This window comes from Streptomyces sp. RP5T, from assembly GCF_003933965.1.
Taxonomy (GTDB): domain Bacteria; phylum Actinomycetota; class Actinomycetes; order Streptomycetales; family Streptomycetaceae; genus Streptomyces.
This window is the reverse complement of record NZ_RSAJ01000190.1, coordinates 1-14486: the sequence shown is the minus strand read 5'-3', so window position 1 is coordinate 14486 and position 14486 is coordinate 1. Positions and strand designations below refer to the sequence as shown.

At 70.3% G+C, this 14486-nt stretch carries 14 protein-coding genes and 2 tRNA genes; 12 read left to right on the top strand and 4 right to left on the bottom strand.

The window, feature by feature from the left end:
- The first annotated feature begins 137 nt into the window (after positions 1 to 137).
- Both EHS43_RS20735 and EHS43_RS46545 read left to right on the top strand, forming a co-directional pair.
- Positions 138 to 587 (top strand): hypothetical protein, encoded by a 450-nt coding sequence (locus EHS43_RS20735; protein ID WP_125192263.1) that lies wholly within the window; start codon positions 138 to 140, stop codon positions 585 to 587.
- Between the two features lie 156 nt (positions 588 to 743).
- On the top strand, positions 744 to 896 hold the full coding sequence (locus EHS43_RS46545) for a hypothetical protein (protein WP_167348056.1): 153 nt from the start codon (positions 744 to 746) through the stop codon (positions 894 to 896).
- Between the two features lie 61 nt (positions 897 to 957).
- On the opposite strand, the gene EHS43_RS20730 is transcribed toward EHS43_RS46545, so the two are convergent.
- Both EHS43_RS20730 and EHS43_RS20725 read right to left on the bottom strand, forming a co-directional pair.
- On the bottom strand, positions 958 to 1518 hold the full coding sequence (locus EHS43_RS20730) for a CGNR zinc finger domain-containing protein (protein ID WP_125192262.1): 561 nt from the start codon (positions 1516 to 1518) through the stop codon (positions 958 to 960).
- A gap of 209 nt (positions 1519 to 1727) precedes the next feature.
- Entirely contained in the window at positions 1728 to 2141 is a 414-nt protein-coding gene (locus EHS43_RS20725; protein WP_004002642.1) for an SsgA family sporulation/cell division regulator, read from the bottom strand.
- Positions 2142 to 2332: 191 nt separating this feature from the next.
- Here EHS43_RS20725 and EHS43_RS20720 point away from each other — a divergent pair, with 191 nt between their 5' ends.
- The 7 genes from EHS43_RS20720 to EHS43_RS20690 all read left to right on the top strand — a co-directional run bounded on the left by EHS43_RS20720 (position 2333) and on the right by EHS43_RS20690 (position 9899).
- Positions 2333 to 2794 carry a TIGR02611 family protein gene (locus tag EHS43_RS20720; RefSeq protein ID WP_125192261.1) on the top strand — a complete coding sequence of 154 codons (462 nt, stop codon included), beginning with the start codon at positions 2333 to 2335 and terminating at the stop codon, positions 2792 to 2794.
- 76 nt (positions 2795 to 2870) lie between these two features.
- Positions 2871 to 2942, top strand: a tRNA-Val gene (locus tag EHS43_RS20715).
- 382 nt (positions 2943 to 3324) lie between these two features.
- On the top strand, positions 3325 to 4614 hold the full coding sequence (locus EHS43_RS20710) for an extracellular solute-binding protein (protein ID WP_125192260.1): 1290 nt from the start codon (positions 3325 to 3327) through the stop codon (positions 4612 to 4614).
- Positions 4615 to 4628: 14 nt separating this feature from the next.
- On the top strand, positions 4629 to 5585 hold the full coding sequence (locus tag EHS43_RS20705) for a carbohydrate ABC transporter permease (RefSeq protein ID WP_125192259.1): 957 nt from the start codon (positions 4629 to 4631) through the stop codon (positions 5583 to 5585).
- Positions 5582 to 6454 (top strand): carbohydrate ABC transporter permease, encoded by an 873-nt coding sequence (locus EHS43_RS20700; protein WP_125192258.1) that lies wholly within the window; start codon positions 5582 to 5584, stop codon positions 6452 to 6454. The genes EHS43_RS20705 and EHS43_RS20700 overlap by 4 nt, the downstream gene beginning before the upstream one ends.
- Positions 6455 to 6464: 10 nt before the next feature.
- Positions 6465 to 7058 carry a hypothetical protein gene (locus tag EHS43_RS20695; RefSeq protein WP_185806332.1) on the top strand — a complete coding sequence of 198 codons (594 nt, stop codon included), beginning with the start codon at positions 6465 to 6467 and terminating at the stop codon, positions 7056 to 7058.
- 102 nt (positions 7059 to 7160) lie between these two features.
- A complete protein-coding gene (locus EHS43_RS20690; protein WP_125192257.1) occupies positions 7161 to 9899 on the top strand; it encodes a Tat pathway signal sequence domain protein in 2739 nt (912 codons plus the stop codon).
- A gap of 69 nt (positions 9900 to 9968) precedes the next feature.
- Here the strand turns inward: EHS43_RS20690 and EHS43_RS20685 are convergent, their stop codons facing one another.
- Positions 9969 to 12350 carry an SCO7613 C-terminal domain-containing membrane protein gene (locus EHS43_RS20685; RefSeq protein WP_125192256.1) on the bottom strand — a complete coding sequence of 794 codons (2382 nt, stop codon included), beginning with the start codon at positions 12348 to 12350 and terminating at the stop codon, positions 9969 to 9971.
- A gap of 83 nt (positions 12351 to 12433) precedes the next feature.
- Between EHS43_RS20685 and EHS43_RS20680 the strand changes: the two genes are divergently transcribed.
- Together EHS43_RS20680 and EHS43_RS20675 are read left to right on the top strand one after the other, a co-directional pair.
- Positions 12434 to 12880, top strand: coding sequence for an SRPBCC family protein (locus tag EHS43_RS20680; protein ID WP_125192255.1), 447 nt, complete (start codon positions 12434 to 12436; stop codon positions 12878 to 12880).
- Positions 12881 to 12919: 39 nt separating this feature from the next.
- Positions 12920 to 12991, top strand: a tRNA-Val gene (locus EHS43_RS20675).
- A gap of 38 nt (positions 12992 to 13029) precedes the next feature.
- Here EHS43_RS20675 and EHS43_RS20670 read toward each other — a convergent pair.
- Positions 13030 to 13755: a 3'-5' exonuclease gene (locus EHS43_RS20670; protein WP_125192254.1), complete on the bottom strand. Its 726-nt coding sequence runs from the start codon at positions 13753 to 13755 to the stop codon at positions 13030 to 13032.
- 168 nt (positions 13756 to 13923) lie between these two features.
- Here EHS43_RS20670 and EHS43_RS20665 point away from each other — a divergent pair.
- The coding region (locus tag EHS43_RS20665; RefSeq protein WP_148104066.1) for a DUF4365 domain-containing protein at positions 13924 to 14486 on the top strand (563 nt) is incomplete at its 3' end.

The window sequence follows — 14486 nt, the reverse complement described above, 5'->3', positions numbered from 1 at the left end:
GACCGGCACCTGCGGAGGAGATGACCCGGAGATGTCCCTGATGTCCTGCCGGAGCATGGCCCGGTGGGGGTCGGGAGGTGCAGGATGGATAGGGACGAAGCGGCACGCTGCCGATCGAGCCACGCCTGGAGGGCCGGATGATTGCCGAGACCGTCTGTTCCGCCGTCGCCGCGGCCGGCCTGGGCATCGCGGCGGTCACCGCGTACCGGAAGCGTTTTCTCGCCGCTACCCGGATCGCCGCCTACTCCCTGGTCCCGCTCGGTCTGGTGATGACCGGTGTCGTCGACTGGCTCGCGGACACCGCCTTCAGCCCGACCGCCTGGGCGGGCTTCGTGGTGCTGGGCGTGTCGTGGGTGCTGTTCTCCACCACGCGCATGGTGGAGCGCCGCCGCGGCGGCACCCGCAAGGAGCGCCGGGCGGCCCGTGCCGCCGGGCAGGACGCGGTGGCCCCCACGGCCTCCGCGCCCTCCCTCGGTCCGGCCGCGCGCACCCCGGCGAACCGCCCCGCGGGCAAGCCCAGGACCACCGAGCCCGCCGGGGACGACTTCAGCGACATCGAGGCGATCCTCAAGAAGCACGGCATATGACGGTCTCGTGAGGAACTGAAACGTTCGCAGGGGGATCCGAGCCGGCCCGTAAGCGATCACGAGTCGAAACGGACATCACGGAATCCGGCGAACTACCGCTCATTCCGTGCGTGTTGATCGCGTCGGGGGCGCCGACTGCGCCATCATCGCCGCGAGATGCTGGACACCAAACAGAGCGATACCGCGCCGCCTCAGGACGAGCCGCGTGGATGCCTCTTCGCCCTTTCCCAGCCACCGCTGATGATCTTCCTTGCGGTGATCGGGTGTCTGCTGCTCATGGCTGCGCTGCACGACCTGCTGCTGCTCTGAGCCGTACCCGTGGGTCCCCGGCGTCACCCGCCGGGGACCACGTCGGCACTCCGGCCCGCTCTCAGCCCGCGGCCTCTTTGCGGCGCGCCCGGTAGGCGGCCACATGCAGACGGTTTCCGCAGGTCCGGCTGTCGCAGTAGCGCCGGGAGCGGTTGCGGGACAGGTCCACGAAGGCCCGTCGGCAGTCGGGCGCCTCGCAGCGCCGCAGCCGTTCCTGCTCCCCGGCCACCACGAAGAACGCCAGCGCCATCCCGCAGTCGGCCGCCAGGTGGTCGGCGACGGAGGCGCCCGGCGCGAAGTAGTGCACATGCCAGTCGTAGCCGTCGTGGTCGGTGAGCTGGGGCGTGGTGCCCGCGGCGGCGACCAGCTCGTTGATCAGCGCGGCGGCGGCCCGGGCGTCCGGGGCCGCGAAGACCGAGGCGAACCGGCCGCGGATCTTGCGCACGGCCGACAGGTCGAACTCCGAGAGCACCCCGACGTCACTGATCTCGTGGTTTCGTACGAAATCCTCGAGTGCTCCCACATCCGGCAGCGCGTCCGGCGACGCGTCGTCCTCCGGTGCGGTGTTCACCAGATCGACCACGGTGTCGAGGGCGCACCGGGTGTCGTGGGTGATCAGCACGATTCGCTCCCTGGCCTGGGGGTCGGGCGAACGCCCGCCGATGCTGGCCGATGGTAACGGCTCGCCGGGCCCCGGTGCCCGGTCGCACGACAGGCGCCGTGGCTGCGGAGCGCTCCGCAGCCACGACGCCTGTCGTTCCCTATGCGGTTGTACCGGCCCGAGCCGTCTCCCCGAGTGGACGGCGCCGGGCGGCTCTGTGGGGCCTCGACCTAGCTTTCCGCCAGGATGTGCGAGAGCTCCTGATCCAGATCGAAGTGGCGGTGCTCCGTGCCCGGGGGCACGGCGGCGTCCGTCCGCTTCAGGAACGACTCCAGGGCCCGCGCCGGGGCCTCGAGCAGTGCCTCGCCCTCCGGGGAGCTCAGGGCGATGCACACGACGCCCTGACCATGACTGCGCGACGGCCAGACTCGGACGTCGCCGGTTCCGGTGGGCCGGTGGAGGCCCTCCGCGAGGAGGTCGCGGGCGAACACCCACTCGACGGTCTCCTCGGCTCCGGTGTGGAAGGTGGCGTGCACGGCGTAGGGGTCGGCCGTGTCGTACCGCAGGCCTGCGGGGACAGGCAGGGAGGACTCGCTCGACACAACGAGGCGCAGGTGCAGCTCGCAGCTGACCGTGGTGTTCATAAGCGCCAGGGCCTTTCGCTCAGTGTGCGCTCGGGGATTCGCACGTCGGCGAAATCGACATGCCACCTACGGTGCCGTTGTAAACCCCTCTGAGTGTTTTGCGTGCCTTTACGTAACTCTTCCGGCCGAGGGTCCCTTGGGGTGGTACGACCATTCCGGTGACCGGTTTCTCTCCGGTAGGGTTCGGCTGTATGAATACGGGGAGTGACGAGCCGCGCGAGATTGCCGTGGCATCCGACGAGCAGGCCGGCGAGAAGGTGGACGAGGCGCCCGACGAGCAGGGGCTCGGCTCCAGGGCGCCGGAATTCATCAAGTCGCGGCGGCTGCTGCACCTGAGCTGGCAGGTCCTGGTCTTCGTGATCGGCCTCGCGGTCGTGGTCGCCGGCATCATCATGCTGCCGCTGCCGGGACCGGGCTGGGTCGTGATCTTCGGCGGTATGGCGATCTGGGCGACCGAGTTCGTCTGGGCCCAGCTCGTGCTCCGCTGGACCAAGCGCAAGGTGACCGAGGCGGCCCAGCGCGCCCTCGATCCCAAGGTGCGCCGGCGCAACATCATCCTGACCTCGATCGGCCTGGTGATCATCGGCGTGATCCTCGGGGTCTACCTCTGGAAGTTCGGTTTCGAGATGCCCTGGAACATCAAGGACCAGTGAGCCGAGCGGGGGTGCCGGGGCTGTCACCGCTGGTCACAGGCACCCCCTGACATGGGGTAATGTTCTTCCTGCGTCCGGGCGATTAGCTCAGTGGGAGAGCGCTTCGTTCACACCGAAGAGGTCACTGGTTCGAACCCAGTATCGCCCACCCGGACCGACGGCCCGCCCGCGAGATCGCGGACGGGCCGTCGGCGTGTGCGCCTACCGGTGCGGAGCGCGGGAGCGGTCGGCTCCGCTTCCGTGACGGCCCGCAGTGGACCTCGCCGCCGCCCGTCCTTTTTCGGCCGCCCGCCGAACCCGTACGACGGCCTGCGCCGTGTTCGATCGGTCGATCCTGCGTCTCCCACCTGGGGCGTCGTCAGTGTGTCGGCGCCGGAAGCCGGTTGGAGGCGCTCCGCGTTCTCACCGTGCTCTCAATAAATTCCTGTCCGAATCATTGACGCACCTCCGGGGCCTCCGTACCTTGTGCCAGCAAGCGCTTACTTGAAACGATTCATGCAGGCGGCGACGCTGCGGGGAGGGGCCCGACTGTGGGAACCAACAGGAATGTCGAGAGGCGAACGATCCTGAAGGCGGCCGGGGCTACAGCGGCGACGCTGGGGCTGGCCGCGACGACGGGGTGCGGTGGTGACAGCGGCACTTCGGGAGACGGAACCGTGACGCTGCGTTACGCGTGGTGGGGCGGCGAGCCGCGCACCATCGCCATCAAGAAGACGATCGCGCTCTTCGAGAAGAAGTACCCGAAGATCAAGATCAAGCCTGAATTCACCGACTACGCGGCGTTCTGGGAGAAGTTCCAGACCCAGGCCTCCGGTGGTAATCCGCCGGACGTTTTCCAGAATGCGGTGGGTTTCCTGCGCAAGTACGACAAGCGCGGTGTTCTGCTGGATCTCAAGCAGCAGGCGGACGCCGGGAATCTGAGCCTGGACAACTTCCGCAACGGCGTTCTGGCGAACGGTCAGGTCGACGGCAAGCAGCTCGGCGTTCCGGTAGGCGCCAACACCATGTCGCTCGTCATCGACCTCAAGGCCTTCAAGAAGGCGGGCGTGGAAGCGAAGTTCGGCTGGACCTGGGACGAGTACTTCGAGGCGCTCCAGACCGTCCAGGACAAGCTGAAGATCGCCGGCGACACCGGCTACTTCGGCATCATGTACCTCTACGACCTGTACCTGCGCCAGAACGGCAAGGCGTTCTTCACCGACTCCGATCTCGGCTTCACCCAGGACGACCTGACGCAGTGGTGGACGGACGGCTACAAGCGCGTCAAGTCCGGCCTCGTCGCCGACCCCAAGAAGATCGAGCAGGTCGCGCCCAAGTCCGGCCTCTCGGCGGGCCTCGCCGCCTCCGAGTTCACCTGGGACAACTTCTCCATCCGCTACGAGGGCGAGGGCGAGTCGGACTACGGGCTCGCGCCGATCCCCACCACGGACGGGAAGAACACCGGTCAGTACCTCGGTTCGCTGATGCTCAGCGCCTTCTCCGGGACCAAGCACCCCAAGGAGGCCGCCCAGTTCATCTCCTTCATGGTCCACGACCCCGAGGTCGGCAAGATCATGGGGTACGACCGCGGCATCCTCGCCACCACCGAGCAGTACGACGCGTTCAAGCCCACCGACCCCAACAACAAGGGTGTCGCGGCCTACGAGGACGAGGTCGCCAAGGCCGGGGTGCTCGGGAAGATCACCCCGCACCCGTCCGGCGCCGATGTCATCGAGGCGGCGTTCCTGCGCCTCGGCGGTGAGGTCGCCCAGGGCAAGTCCAAGCCGGCCGACGCCGCCAAGTCGCTGTTCAGCGAGGCCAAGGCCGCGTTCGCGGGCTGAGGGGACGTACCACCATGACGCTCGTCAAGGAAGCGCCCGTGCGCCCGGCCGGGAAGCGGCCCGCCGCTCCCGCCGCCGGGCGGCGCGGGCGGCGCCGCGAGAACCTCGCCGGCTATCTCTTCATGTCGCCGTGGATCGCGGGATTCCTGCTGCTCACGGCGGGGCCGATGATCGCGTCGCTGTACTACGCGTTCACCCGGTACAACCTGTTCACCCCGCCCGAGTGGGTGGGCTTCGACAACTTCACGACGATGTTCCAGGACCCGCGCTGGCAGAAGTCGGTGGAGGTCACGCTCAAGTACGTCGTCGTGGCCACCCCGCTGAAGCTGCTGCTCGCTCTCGGCGTCGCGCTGCTGCTCGTGCAGAGCCGGCGCGGGCAGGGCCTGTACCGGGCCGCCTTCTACATGCCCTCCCTCATCGGCGCCAGCGTCTCCGTGGGCTTCGTGTGGCGGGCGCTGTTCTCCGACGACGCGATCGTGGACCGTACCCAGAAGATCTTCGGCGTCGACGTGGGCGGCTGGATCGGCAACCCGGACTACGTCCTGTACTCCCTGGTGGCCCTGAGCATCTGGCAGTTCGGCGCGCCGATGGTGATCTTCCTGGCCGGTCTCAAGCAGGTCCCCCGGGAGCTGTACGAGGCCGCCGAGGTGGACGGGGCAGGCCCCTTCCGCAGGTTCTGGAACATCACGCTGCCGATGATTTCCCCCGTGCTGTTCTTCAACGTGCTGCTGGAGTCCATCCACGCCTTCCAGGTGTTCGGCTCCGCCTACGTCGTCTCCGACACCCGGTGCGGGCCCGCCGACGCCACCCTCGTCTACACCTGTTACCTCTACCAGAAGGGCTTCAAGGAGGCCCAGATGGGCTTCGCCGCCGCGATGGCCTGGTCGCTGGTGGTCGCGGTGGCGCTGGTCACGGCGGTCCTGTTCTGGTCGCAGAAGAAGTGGGTGCACTACGAGGAGGCCGCCAAGTGACCACTGTCAGCACCCCCGCGGTGCGCACCGCGAACGAGCGCCGGCGCACCGGATCGATCGCCTGGCACGTGGGCGCGCTCGCCGTCCTCGCGGTCGTCCTCTACCCGGTGATCTGGGTCCTCGGTGCCTCGTTCAAGCCGAGCAAGGACATCGTCGCCAGCATCGACCTGCTGCCCGCCAAGCCGGTCTGGGCGAACTTCTCCGGCCTCGCCGACGGCATCTCCGGCATCTCGATCAGCAGCTTCTTCCTGAACTCGCTGACCTACGCGGGCCTCGCGGTGGCCGGTGTGGTGCTGTCCAGCTCGCTGACCGCGTACGCCTTCGCCAAGATCCGCTTCGCCGGGCGGAACCTGCTGTTCACGCTGATGATCGGCACCCTGCTGCTGCCGTACCACGTGCTGCTCATCCCGCAGTACGTGATGTTCCGCAAGCTGGAGCTCGTGGACACGCTGGTGCCGCTGGTGGCCGGCAAGTTCCTGGCGACGGAGGCGTTCTTCGTCTTCCTGATGGTGCAGTTCATGCGCGGGCTGCCGCGCGAGCTGGACGAGGCCGCCAAGCTCGACGGCTGCGGGCACCTGAGGACGTACTGGTCGATCGTGCTGCCGCTGTGCCGCCCCGCCCTCATCACCAGCGCGATCTTCACCTTCATCAACGCGTGGAACGACTTCATGGGGCCGTTGATCTACCTCAACACCCCCTCCAAGTACACCGTCTCGCTCGGCCTGATGATGTTCCGCGACCAGGAGGGCATCTCCAACTACGGCAGCATGATCGCGATGTCGCTGGTGGCCCTGGTACCGGTCATCGCCTTCTTCATGGCCTTCCAGCGCTACCTCATCGACGGCATGGCCACGTCCGGACTGAAGTGAGGCGGTCAGCATGGCGCAAGCGCGTGTGAAGGCCCGCAGGGCGACCGTGTTCGGCGGCGAGCGCTTCGCCCTCTTCGCCGAGTCCCTGCTCACCGGTGTGTGGATCGCGGTGGCCTGTCTCGGTCTCGTCACCTACCCGGCGGCCTTCGCCGCCGGGGCACGGCATCTGCGCCGCCGCGCGGGTCACGAGGGCGGCGGCCGGCGGGAGTTCGTCGCGGACTTCCGTTCGGCCGTGCGCCGCGGGTGGCTCGTCGGGGCCGCCGGGTGGGCCGCGGCGGCCGCGGTGTGGGTGGACGTCCAGGCCGCGCGGGCCGGGATCCCCGGCGGCCCGCTGGTCGGGGCCGTCGGTCTGTTCGCGCTGCTCGGTCTTACGGTGGCCGGGCTGCGGGCGGCGGCGGTCTGGGCTCCGGGCGCCTCCTGGCGCGCGCTGCTCGCGGACGCCGTACGCCGGACCCTGCGCGATCCCGCCGGGTCCTTCCTGATCGTCGCGGGCCTCGCCGTCGTCGCCCTGTCCGCGGGGTTCGTCGCGCCGCTGGCGGTCCCGGTCCTCGGGGCTGTCGCCGCGGCGGCCGTGGCCGTGGAGGAGCGCCACCGGCGCCGCTGACGAGCGGTGCCTCTGTCATCACGGGTCGGCGCCCCGGCGTCGCACCTCTCTCTGTCATGCCCCTGACCAGCCTGTCCAGTCTGTCCATGGAAAGGAACGGCCATGTCCCCCATCCCCCGCAGGTCCCTCCTCAAGGCGGCCGCCGTCGCCGGTGCCGCAGCGCAGTTCAGCTGGGCCCTGGGAGCAAAGGCCGCGCAGGCCGCGCCCGCGACCGCCGAGGCCGACGACTCGCCCGTGACCCTGGACTGGCTGGAGGACGGCGGTCTCGGCGCCGCGCCCGGCTCCACCGTCGGGGTGCCCTGGCCCCGGGGCACCTACCAGGAAGGTCAGCGGTTCGCGGTCCAGGACGCCGACGGCAAGGCCGTGCCGGTGCAGTCCTGGCCGATCGCGTACTGGCCCGACGGCTCGCTCAAGTGGACCGCCCACGCGGTCGCCTCGGGCAACGGCAAGCTGTCGCTGACCGCCGGTGAGAGCGCCGTACCCGACAAGAAGGTCACCGTCGACCAGAGCGGCGGCACGATCACCGTCTCCACCGGGGTCATCACCGCGAAGATCGGCAAGTCGGGTGCCACCCTTATCAAGTCGGTCACCCGCGGGTCGACGGAGATCGCCAGGAACGGGCGGCTCGTGCTGATCCGCCAGCCCGAGATCGAGGACGAGGACCAGGGCTCGGTCAGAACCGAGCGCTTCGAGGGGGCCGTCTCCACGGTCACCGTCGAGCAGTCCGGGCCGGTCCGCGCGGTCGTCAGGATCGACGGCAAGCACCGCAAGGGCAGCCGGAGTTGGCTACCGTTCTCGATCCGCCTCTACTTCTACGCCGGTGCCGACTCCTTCCGCATGGTGCACACCATCACCTTCGACGGCACCCAGGAACCCGGCAAGGCGAGCGGCGACTTCATCCGCGGCATCGGCGTCCGCTTCACCGTGCCGATGCGCGACGAGGCCTACGACCGCCACATCCGCATCGGCGGCGAGGGCACCGGACTGCTGCGGGAGGCCGTCAAGGGCATCACCGGCCTGCGCCGCGACCCCGGCATCGCCGTGCAGGAGGCCCAGTACGCGGGCAAGAAGCTGCCCGACCCGTCCACCTGGGACCAGCGGGTCACCACCCGCCTCCAGTACATCCCCGAGTGGGGCGACTACACCCTCTCCCAGCTCTCCGCCGACGGCTTCACCCTGCGCAAGCGCACCAAGAAGGGGCACGGCTGGGTCGGCGCCGGCGGTGGCGGGCGGGCCTCCGGATTCGGTTACGTCGGCGGCGCGAGCGGCGGACTCTCCTTCGGACTGCGGGACTTCTGGGAGCGGCACCCCTCCCAGCTCGACATCCGGGACGCCCAGACCGACGAGGCCGAGGTCACCCTCTGGCTCTGGTCGCCCGAGGCCCAGCCCATGGACCTGCGCTTCTACCACGACGGCATGGGCCAGGACACCTTCGCCGAACAGCTCGAAGGCCTCAACATCACCTACGAGGACTACGAGCCGGAGTTCGGCACGCCCTACGGCATCGCCCGCACCTCGGAACTGCTGTTCTGGGCCAACGAGTCGACGCCGTCCCCCGAGGCCCTGGCCCAACAGGTCGAGGCCGTACGGGTGTTGCCGCAGCTCGCCGCCCCGCCCAAGCAGCTCATCAAGGCGAAGGTCTTCGGACCCGGCCTGTACTCCGAGCCGGACCGGTCCACGCCCGCCAAGGCGAGGATCGAGGACCACCTCGACTTCCTCTTCACCTACTACAAGGACCAGGTGGAGCAGCGCCGTTGGTACGGCTTCTGGGACTACGGCGACATCATGCACACCTACGACACCGTCCGGCACCAGTGGCGGTACGACATCGGCGGCTACGCCTGGGACAACTCCGAGCTGTCGCCGGACCTCTGGCTGTGGTTCGCATACATCAGGTCGGGACGCGCGGACATCTTCCGGTTCGCCGAGGCCATGACCCGGCACACCGGCGAGGTCGACGTCTACCACCTCGGCAAGTGGGCCGGGCTCGGCACCCGGCACGGCGTGCAGCACTACGCCGACAGCGCCAAGCAGCAGCGGATCGCCAACACGACGTACCGCCGCTACTACTACTTCCTCACCGCGGACGAGCGGGTCGGCGACCTCATGCACGCCAACGTCGACTCCGACGAGACGTTCCTGGTCCTGGACCCGCTGCGCAAGATCCGCACCGAGCCGTACACGCCCGACCGGCACGCCCTGTCGGTCGGCTTCGGCACGGACTGGAGCGGGCTCGTGTCGGCCTGGCTGACGGAGTGGGAGCGCAAGGGCCCCAAGTGGGAGAAGGCCAAGGCGCGCGTGCTGTCCACGATGGAGGGCATCGCCGCCCAGCCCAACGGGTTCGTACAGGGCAGCGGTCTGTACGACCTCGACACGGGCAGGTTCGCGGTCGCCTCGGCGCCGGTTGTGGGCGTCTCGCACCTGTCCGCCGTGTTCGGCCTCAACGAGCTGTGCGCCGAACTCATCGACCTCGTCGACATGCCGAAGTTCAACGAGGCGTACTTCGACTACTGCCGGTACTTCAACGCGACCAAGGCCGAGCAGGCGGCGCGGTACGGGTCCAACTTCGGGACGCTGCTGCTGTTCCAGGGCCACTCGCGGCTGGACGCGTACGCGGCCGTCAAGACCGGGGACGCGAAGCTGGCCACGCGCGCGTGGGACAAGTTCTACAACTCCGACGGGTACAAGGAGTCGGCGCCCTGGAAGACGGAGGCGCTGAGCGGGCCGGTGTCCCTGGTGGCGGGCAGCGAGGCGGCCTGGGTGTCGACGAATGACACCGCGCTCTACGGGCTTGCCGCCATCGAGAACCTGGCGCTTCTCGGGGACAAGATGCCGTCGTAGGGGGTGAGGTTGTGGGGAACTGCGCGACCGTTGTGGCCGGTCGCGCAGTTCCCCGAGCCCTCGGCGGTTTCAGTGCAGGCTTCCCAGGAAGTCCCGCATCCTTCGGACATCCCTGATGCGTCGCTCGTACGTCGCTCCCAGCGCGAGGAGCAGGAGGCCTGCAAGCGCCAGGGGAACCCAGCGGGGGAGCGCGTCCGCCACCTGGACTATGTACGGGGCCAGTTCATGGAGGGCGTCCAGGGTCAGGACCGAGCCGCCCAGGACCAAGGGGGCCTGGAGGCTGTAGCCGCCGCCCATCAGGGTGAGGGACAGCGCCGCCAGGCCCAGGAGCAGCGGGCGGGTCCAGTCGGGGTCGTCCCAGGCCATGACCAGGCTCGGCAGGAGAGTGGCGGCCAGACCCGGGCCGTACGCCGTCCAGGACGAGGTCTCCGGGAGGCGCCGCCTGCGGAGGTGGCCGACGAGCAGGGCCGGGATCGTGACCGGGACCGTGTACGCCTCGGGGATGTCGACCTCCCAGGCCGCCAGACGGACCCAGGTCGCCAGGAGGAACAGGGCGGTGGCCGCGTAGCCGAGGGGGCGGCGGTCCTCGCGGATCGCCGTGCCCGCGGTGATCACCGCGCACAGGGCCAGGACCAGGGCGAGCATCGAGGGGTCGGCGGCGGCCAGGACGACGGCCAGGAGCGCGGTCGTGGCCCCGGTCAGTTCGATCGGCAGGGTCGCGGGGGAGCCGGCCAGCCGCCAGGCCAGCAGGGCCGCGGCCGCGGGGACCGTCAGGACCAGCAGGGCCGTGTGCGGGGCCGACCAGTCCGCGGCGGCGCCGGCCGCGCAGGCCAGGGCGACGGCGTACCCGAGGGCGGTGGGTGCCGTGAGGGGCGCGGCACGCCAGGAGGCCGCCGCGAACAGCGCGACCAGGACGCACAGCGTGGTGAGGGTCGCGGGCCGGGTGGCGAGGGAGAGGAAGGCGAGGCTCACGGAGGCGACGAGCGCCGGGACCAGAGCGACGGGCCTGGCCTGCACGACAGCCGCCGCCAAGGCCCCCGCCGTCGCCGCGCCCTGGATCAACAGGCCCACGGCGTAGGGGAGTTCGAGCACGGCCGGAACGACAAGGAGCGCGCCCCAGGCCAGGCCCACGGCGGCGGTCAGGGCCCGCGGGCGCCAGGTCGTGTCGCGGACGACCAGCGCGAGGACGCCTGCCAGCGCCGCCAGGATCAGCGGGACCGTCCCGGAGTACGGCGGCCAGGTCAGGTGGGACGTCACCGCGGCGCGGGCGTCCGGCGGGGTGCCGGTCCACGCCTGCGAGGCCCAGGAGAGCGGCCCCAGCACGACCACGCCGACGACGGGCAGCGTCCACAGGAGGGACAGCGCCTGCACCGCTCCGGACGCCCACAGCAGACCCCGCCGTACCGTCTCCGGCAGCCGGGCCGGCCGCAGCACCCCCAACAGGGCGATGCCGAGAGCGAGATGAACCGGGACCGTCCACACCCCGGGCAGCACGGACCGGGCCACTCCGCCGAGGGCGGTCACCGCGAGCAGACCCGCGGTGAGGGCGAGAGCGAAGGACTGCTCCTCGCCGGGCACGCGGGTCGCCCCACGGCCGCCCCGCCATCCGGCGGTCAGCGCGATGGCGCTCGCCAGGAGGAGGAGCGCCGCCGCACGGGCGGCGGCGCTCGGGCCGGAGGCTGCCCAGGTCAGCCAGCCGGCGGCCAGGACGCCCGTGCCGCCCGTGCCGTACGCGCCGATCGCAGCGACCACACGAAGGGGTGTGGACGTCATCCGGAGCGCCACGACCGTGTCGAGAGCGGCCGTCAGCAGAAGCGCGGCCGTGACGCCGTACGCGTCGGCGTCCACGGCCACCGCCCAGAAGAACAGCGGGAGTTGGGCCGCGACCAGCGCGGCGGGGCGCGGCAGGCGCAGCTCGGACGTGTACGGCAGCAGGCTGTAGGCCGCCCAGAGCCCGGCCAGCAGGGCCGAGGCGACCGCGGTGTACGGCGCCCCGGGGGTGCGCGCGAACACGGCCCCGTGCAGCGCCACCGCGTCCAGGACCGTCAGCGCCAGACCCAGGCCCGCCACCGACTCGGCCGTCGAGCGCAGTCCGCGCCTCAGCAGCGGGAGCGGAGCGGCGAGCGTGGCCGCCGTGACCGCGCCGAGCACCAGGGAGCGGCCGGTGATTCCCATATGGCCCCAGCTGACCAGCGTGAACACCATCGCCGCGACGGTGAGCAGGACACCGCCGAGGACCAGGAGCGCGTTCTGCACGCTCGGTGCGCTCGCGTCGCGGCGCGGGGATGCGGAGGGCCTCGGGCCGGTCGGCTGCGGCGGCTGCCACTGGGGCTGGAGCGCGGCGACCAACCAGGCCCGGCGGGCCAGCAACTGGCTGCGTCGGGTGTCCAGTTGCCACAGCTCGGCGTCGATGAGCCGCAGCTCCTCGGCCGGGGGCGGGATGTGCGTCATGCCTGAAGTGTGGGCTCGGTCACGCGCCGCGACATGAGTACACGTACTCAAAACGTACTCGGATCCGATGCCAGACTCTCCCCATGGACTGGACCCGATACCGCTTCCGCAGCCTGTGGTCCCTGCCCGCCGAGCCCTCCGTCGTCTACGACGCGCTGGAGCGCGCCGAGGAGTATCCGCTCTGGTGGCCCCAGGTGCGCGAGGTGCGCCGGCTCGACGACTCCACCGGCGTGATCACGATCCGGGCGGTGCTGCCGTACGACCTGGTCTTCACCGCGCGCGAGGTGCGGCGCGACCCCGCGGCCGGGGTGCTTGAGATCGCGATGGAAGGTGACCTGGAGGGCTGGGCGCGCTGGACGGTCACCGCGCACGGCGACGGCAGCCTCGCCCGCTACGACCAGGTCACCGAGGTGAACAAACCACTGCTCCGGCGCTTCGCCGTACCCGGACGGCCGGTCTTCCTGGCCAACCACCGGTGGATGATGCACGCCGGACGGCGCGGGCTCGTCGCCCACCTGGAAGCGGTTTGAAGGAAAGCCGCGGGGACCTGTATTGTTCAGTGCGTTCCCGGGCGATTAGCTCAGTGGGAGAGCGCTTCGTTCACACCGAAGAGGTCACTGGTTCGAACCCAGTATCGCCCACCGGGAAAAGCCGGTCCGCAGCAGCGGACCGGCTCTTTTCATGCCGCCGCCGGCAGGTCCGGACGCAGCGGCCACGAGGTGTCCACGATCTCGTAGGTACCGCTGCGCGCGAACCACGCCTGCAGCCCTCGGGCCTGCGCCGCGTGCCAGGTCGCCTGCAGGGAGTGCAGCTCGGTGGGGGAGAGGCGCTCCAGCCGGGCCGCGAAACGGCGCCCGAGCGCCCGTACGACGTCCAGGGCGGCCAGCGCGTCCGCGGCCGCGTCGTGCGCGCCCTCCAGCGGCACCTCGTAGTGCGCGCACAGATCCGTCAGGGTGCGGCGGCCCTTGCGGTAGCGGTCCAGGTGCTTGTCCAGGACCCGCGGATCCAGGACCCGCAGGGTCGAGGCCTGCAACCAGCGGTCCAGTGACGAGGCGCGGTGCCGGCGCAGCTCGCGGTCCAGCAGCGTCAGGTCGAAGGGCGCGTTCATCACCACCAACGGCCGGTTCGTCGCCGCCTGTTCGGCCAGTGCCTCCGCTATCTCGTACATCACCGGCGCCGGCCAGCGGCCGTTGCGCTGCAGGTGTTCGTCCGTCAGACCGTGCACCGCCGTCGCCGCCTCGGGCACCGGCACCCCGGGGTTGACCAGCCAACGGGTCACCCGGGGCCGGCTGCCCGGCGCGTCCTGGACGACGACGGCAGCCGACACGATCCGGTCGCTCTCCACGTCGACGCCCGTGGTCTCCGTGTCGAAGGCCGCGAGGGGCCCCTCGTACCAGCACGTCATGCCTACCCAACTCCTCCGTCAAGCCCGGCAGCTGACGTCCCGTCTTCTGCCTGTTTGGTGATACCCGGGCTGTTTGCGCACTACGCCGGAAGGACACAACACAAGTACGGGTCTTTGCAGTTCAGCGGCCCGTCACGGGGAATCACCTGGTTCGGAAGGCTGTTGGTCATGGCGATAGCGCAGCCCGAGCGGGGCGGGCTGCTGCCCGGACGCACGGGCCCCCTTCGCGGCACGCTCGCCACCACCGCCTGCATGGAGACACTGCAGGTGGGCTATCTGCACGCCGTCGCGGCGGCGGCAGGCTGCTCGCTGTCCCAGCCCTTCCCGGACAACGGCATCGACTGGCACGTCAGCCACGGCTCGCCCGTGCACACCGTCGACGACGAGGTCACCATCAAGGTGCAGCTCAAGTGCACCTACCAGGTGGCCCCCAACCCGGCGGGCCGCTCCTTCTCCTTCACGCTCGACAACGACCACCTGCGCAAACTCGCCCGCACCCCGGTGTCGGTGCACAAGATCCTGGTCGTGATGCTCGTGCCGAGGACCCAGGACGACTGGCTGCGCGCCGGACCCGACCGCCTGGACCTCAGACACTGCTGCTACTGGGTCAACCTGGCCGGCCACCCCCTCACCGGCCGGACCCGGACCACCGTGCGGATCCCCACCCACCGCATCTTCGACGACCGGGCGCTGTGCGAGATCATGACGCGGGTCGGGACGGGAGGCAGACC

What these genes read in the sequence shown, in the direction of transcription:
- EHS43_RS20705 (WP_125192259.1), top strand. Translation starts at nt 4,629, where the DNA reads ATGACGCTCGTCAAGGAAGCGCCCGTGCGCCCGGCCGGGAAGCGGCCC.
- EHS43_RS20690 (WP_125192257.1), top strand. Translation starts at nt 7,161, where the DNA reads ATGTCCCCCATCCCCCGCAGGTCCCTCCTCAAGGCGGCCGCCGTCGCC.
- EHS43_RS20685 (WP_125192256.1), bottom strand. Translation starts at nt 12,350, where the DNA reads ATGACGCACATCCCGCCCCCGGCCGAGGAGCTGCGGCTCATCGACGCC.
- EHS43_RS20670 (WP_125192254.1), bottom strand. Translation starts at nt 13,755, where the DNA reads ATGACGTGCTGGTACGAGGGGCCCCTCGCGGCCTTCGACACGGAGACC.
- EHS43_RS20725 (WP_004002642.1), bottom strand. Translation starts at nt 2,141, where the DNA reads ATGAACACCACGGTCAGCTGCGAGCTGCACCTGCGCCTCGTTGTGTCG.
- EHS43_RS20720 (WP_125192261.1), top strand. Translation starts at nt 2,333, where the DNA reads ATGAATACGGGGAGTGACGAGCCGCGCGAGATTGCCGTGGCATCCGAC.
- EHS43_RS20735 (WP_125192263.1), top strand. Translation starts at nt 138, where the DNA reads ATGATTGCCGAGACCGTCTGTTCCGCCGTCGCCGCGGCCGGCCTGGGC.
- EHS43_RS20680 (WP_125192255.1), top strand. Translation starts at nt 12,434, where the DNA reads ATGGACTGGACCCGATACCGCTTCCGCAGCCTGTGGTCCCTGCCCGCC.
- EHS43_RS46545 (WP_167348056.1), top strand. Translation starts at nt 744, where the DNA reads ATGCTGGACACCAAACAGAGCGATACCGCGCCGCCTCAGGACGAGCCG.
- EHS43_RS20695 (WP_185806332.1), top strand. Translation starts at nt 6,465, where the DNA reads ATGGCGCAAGCGCGTGTGAAGGCCCGCAGGGCGACCGTGTTCGGCGGC.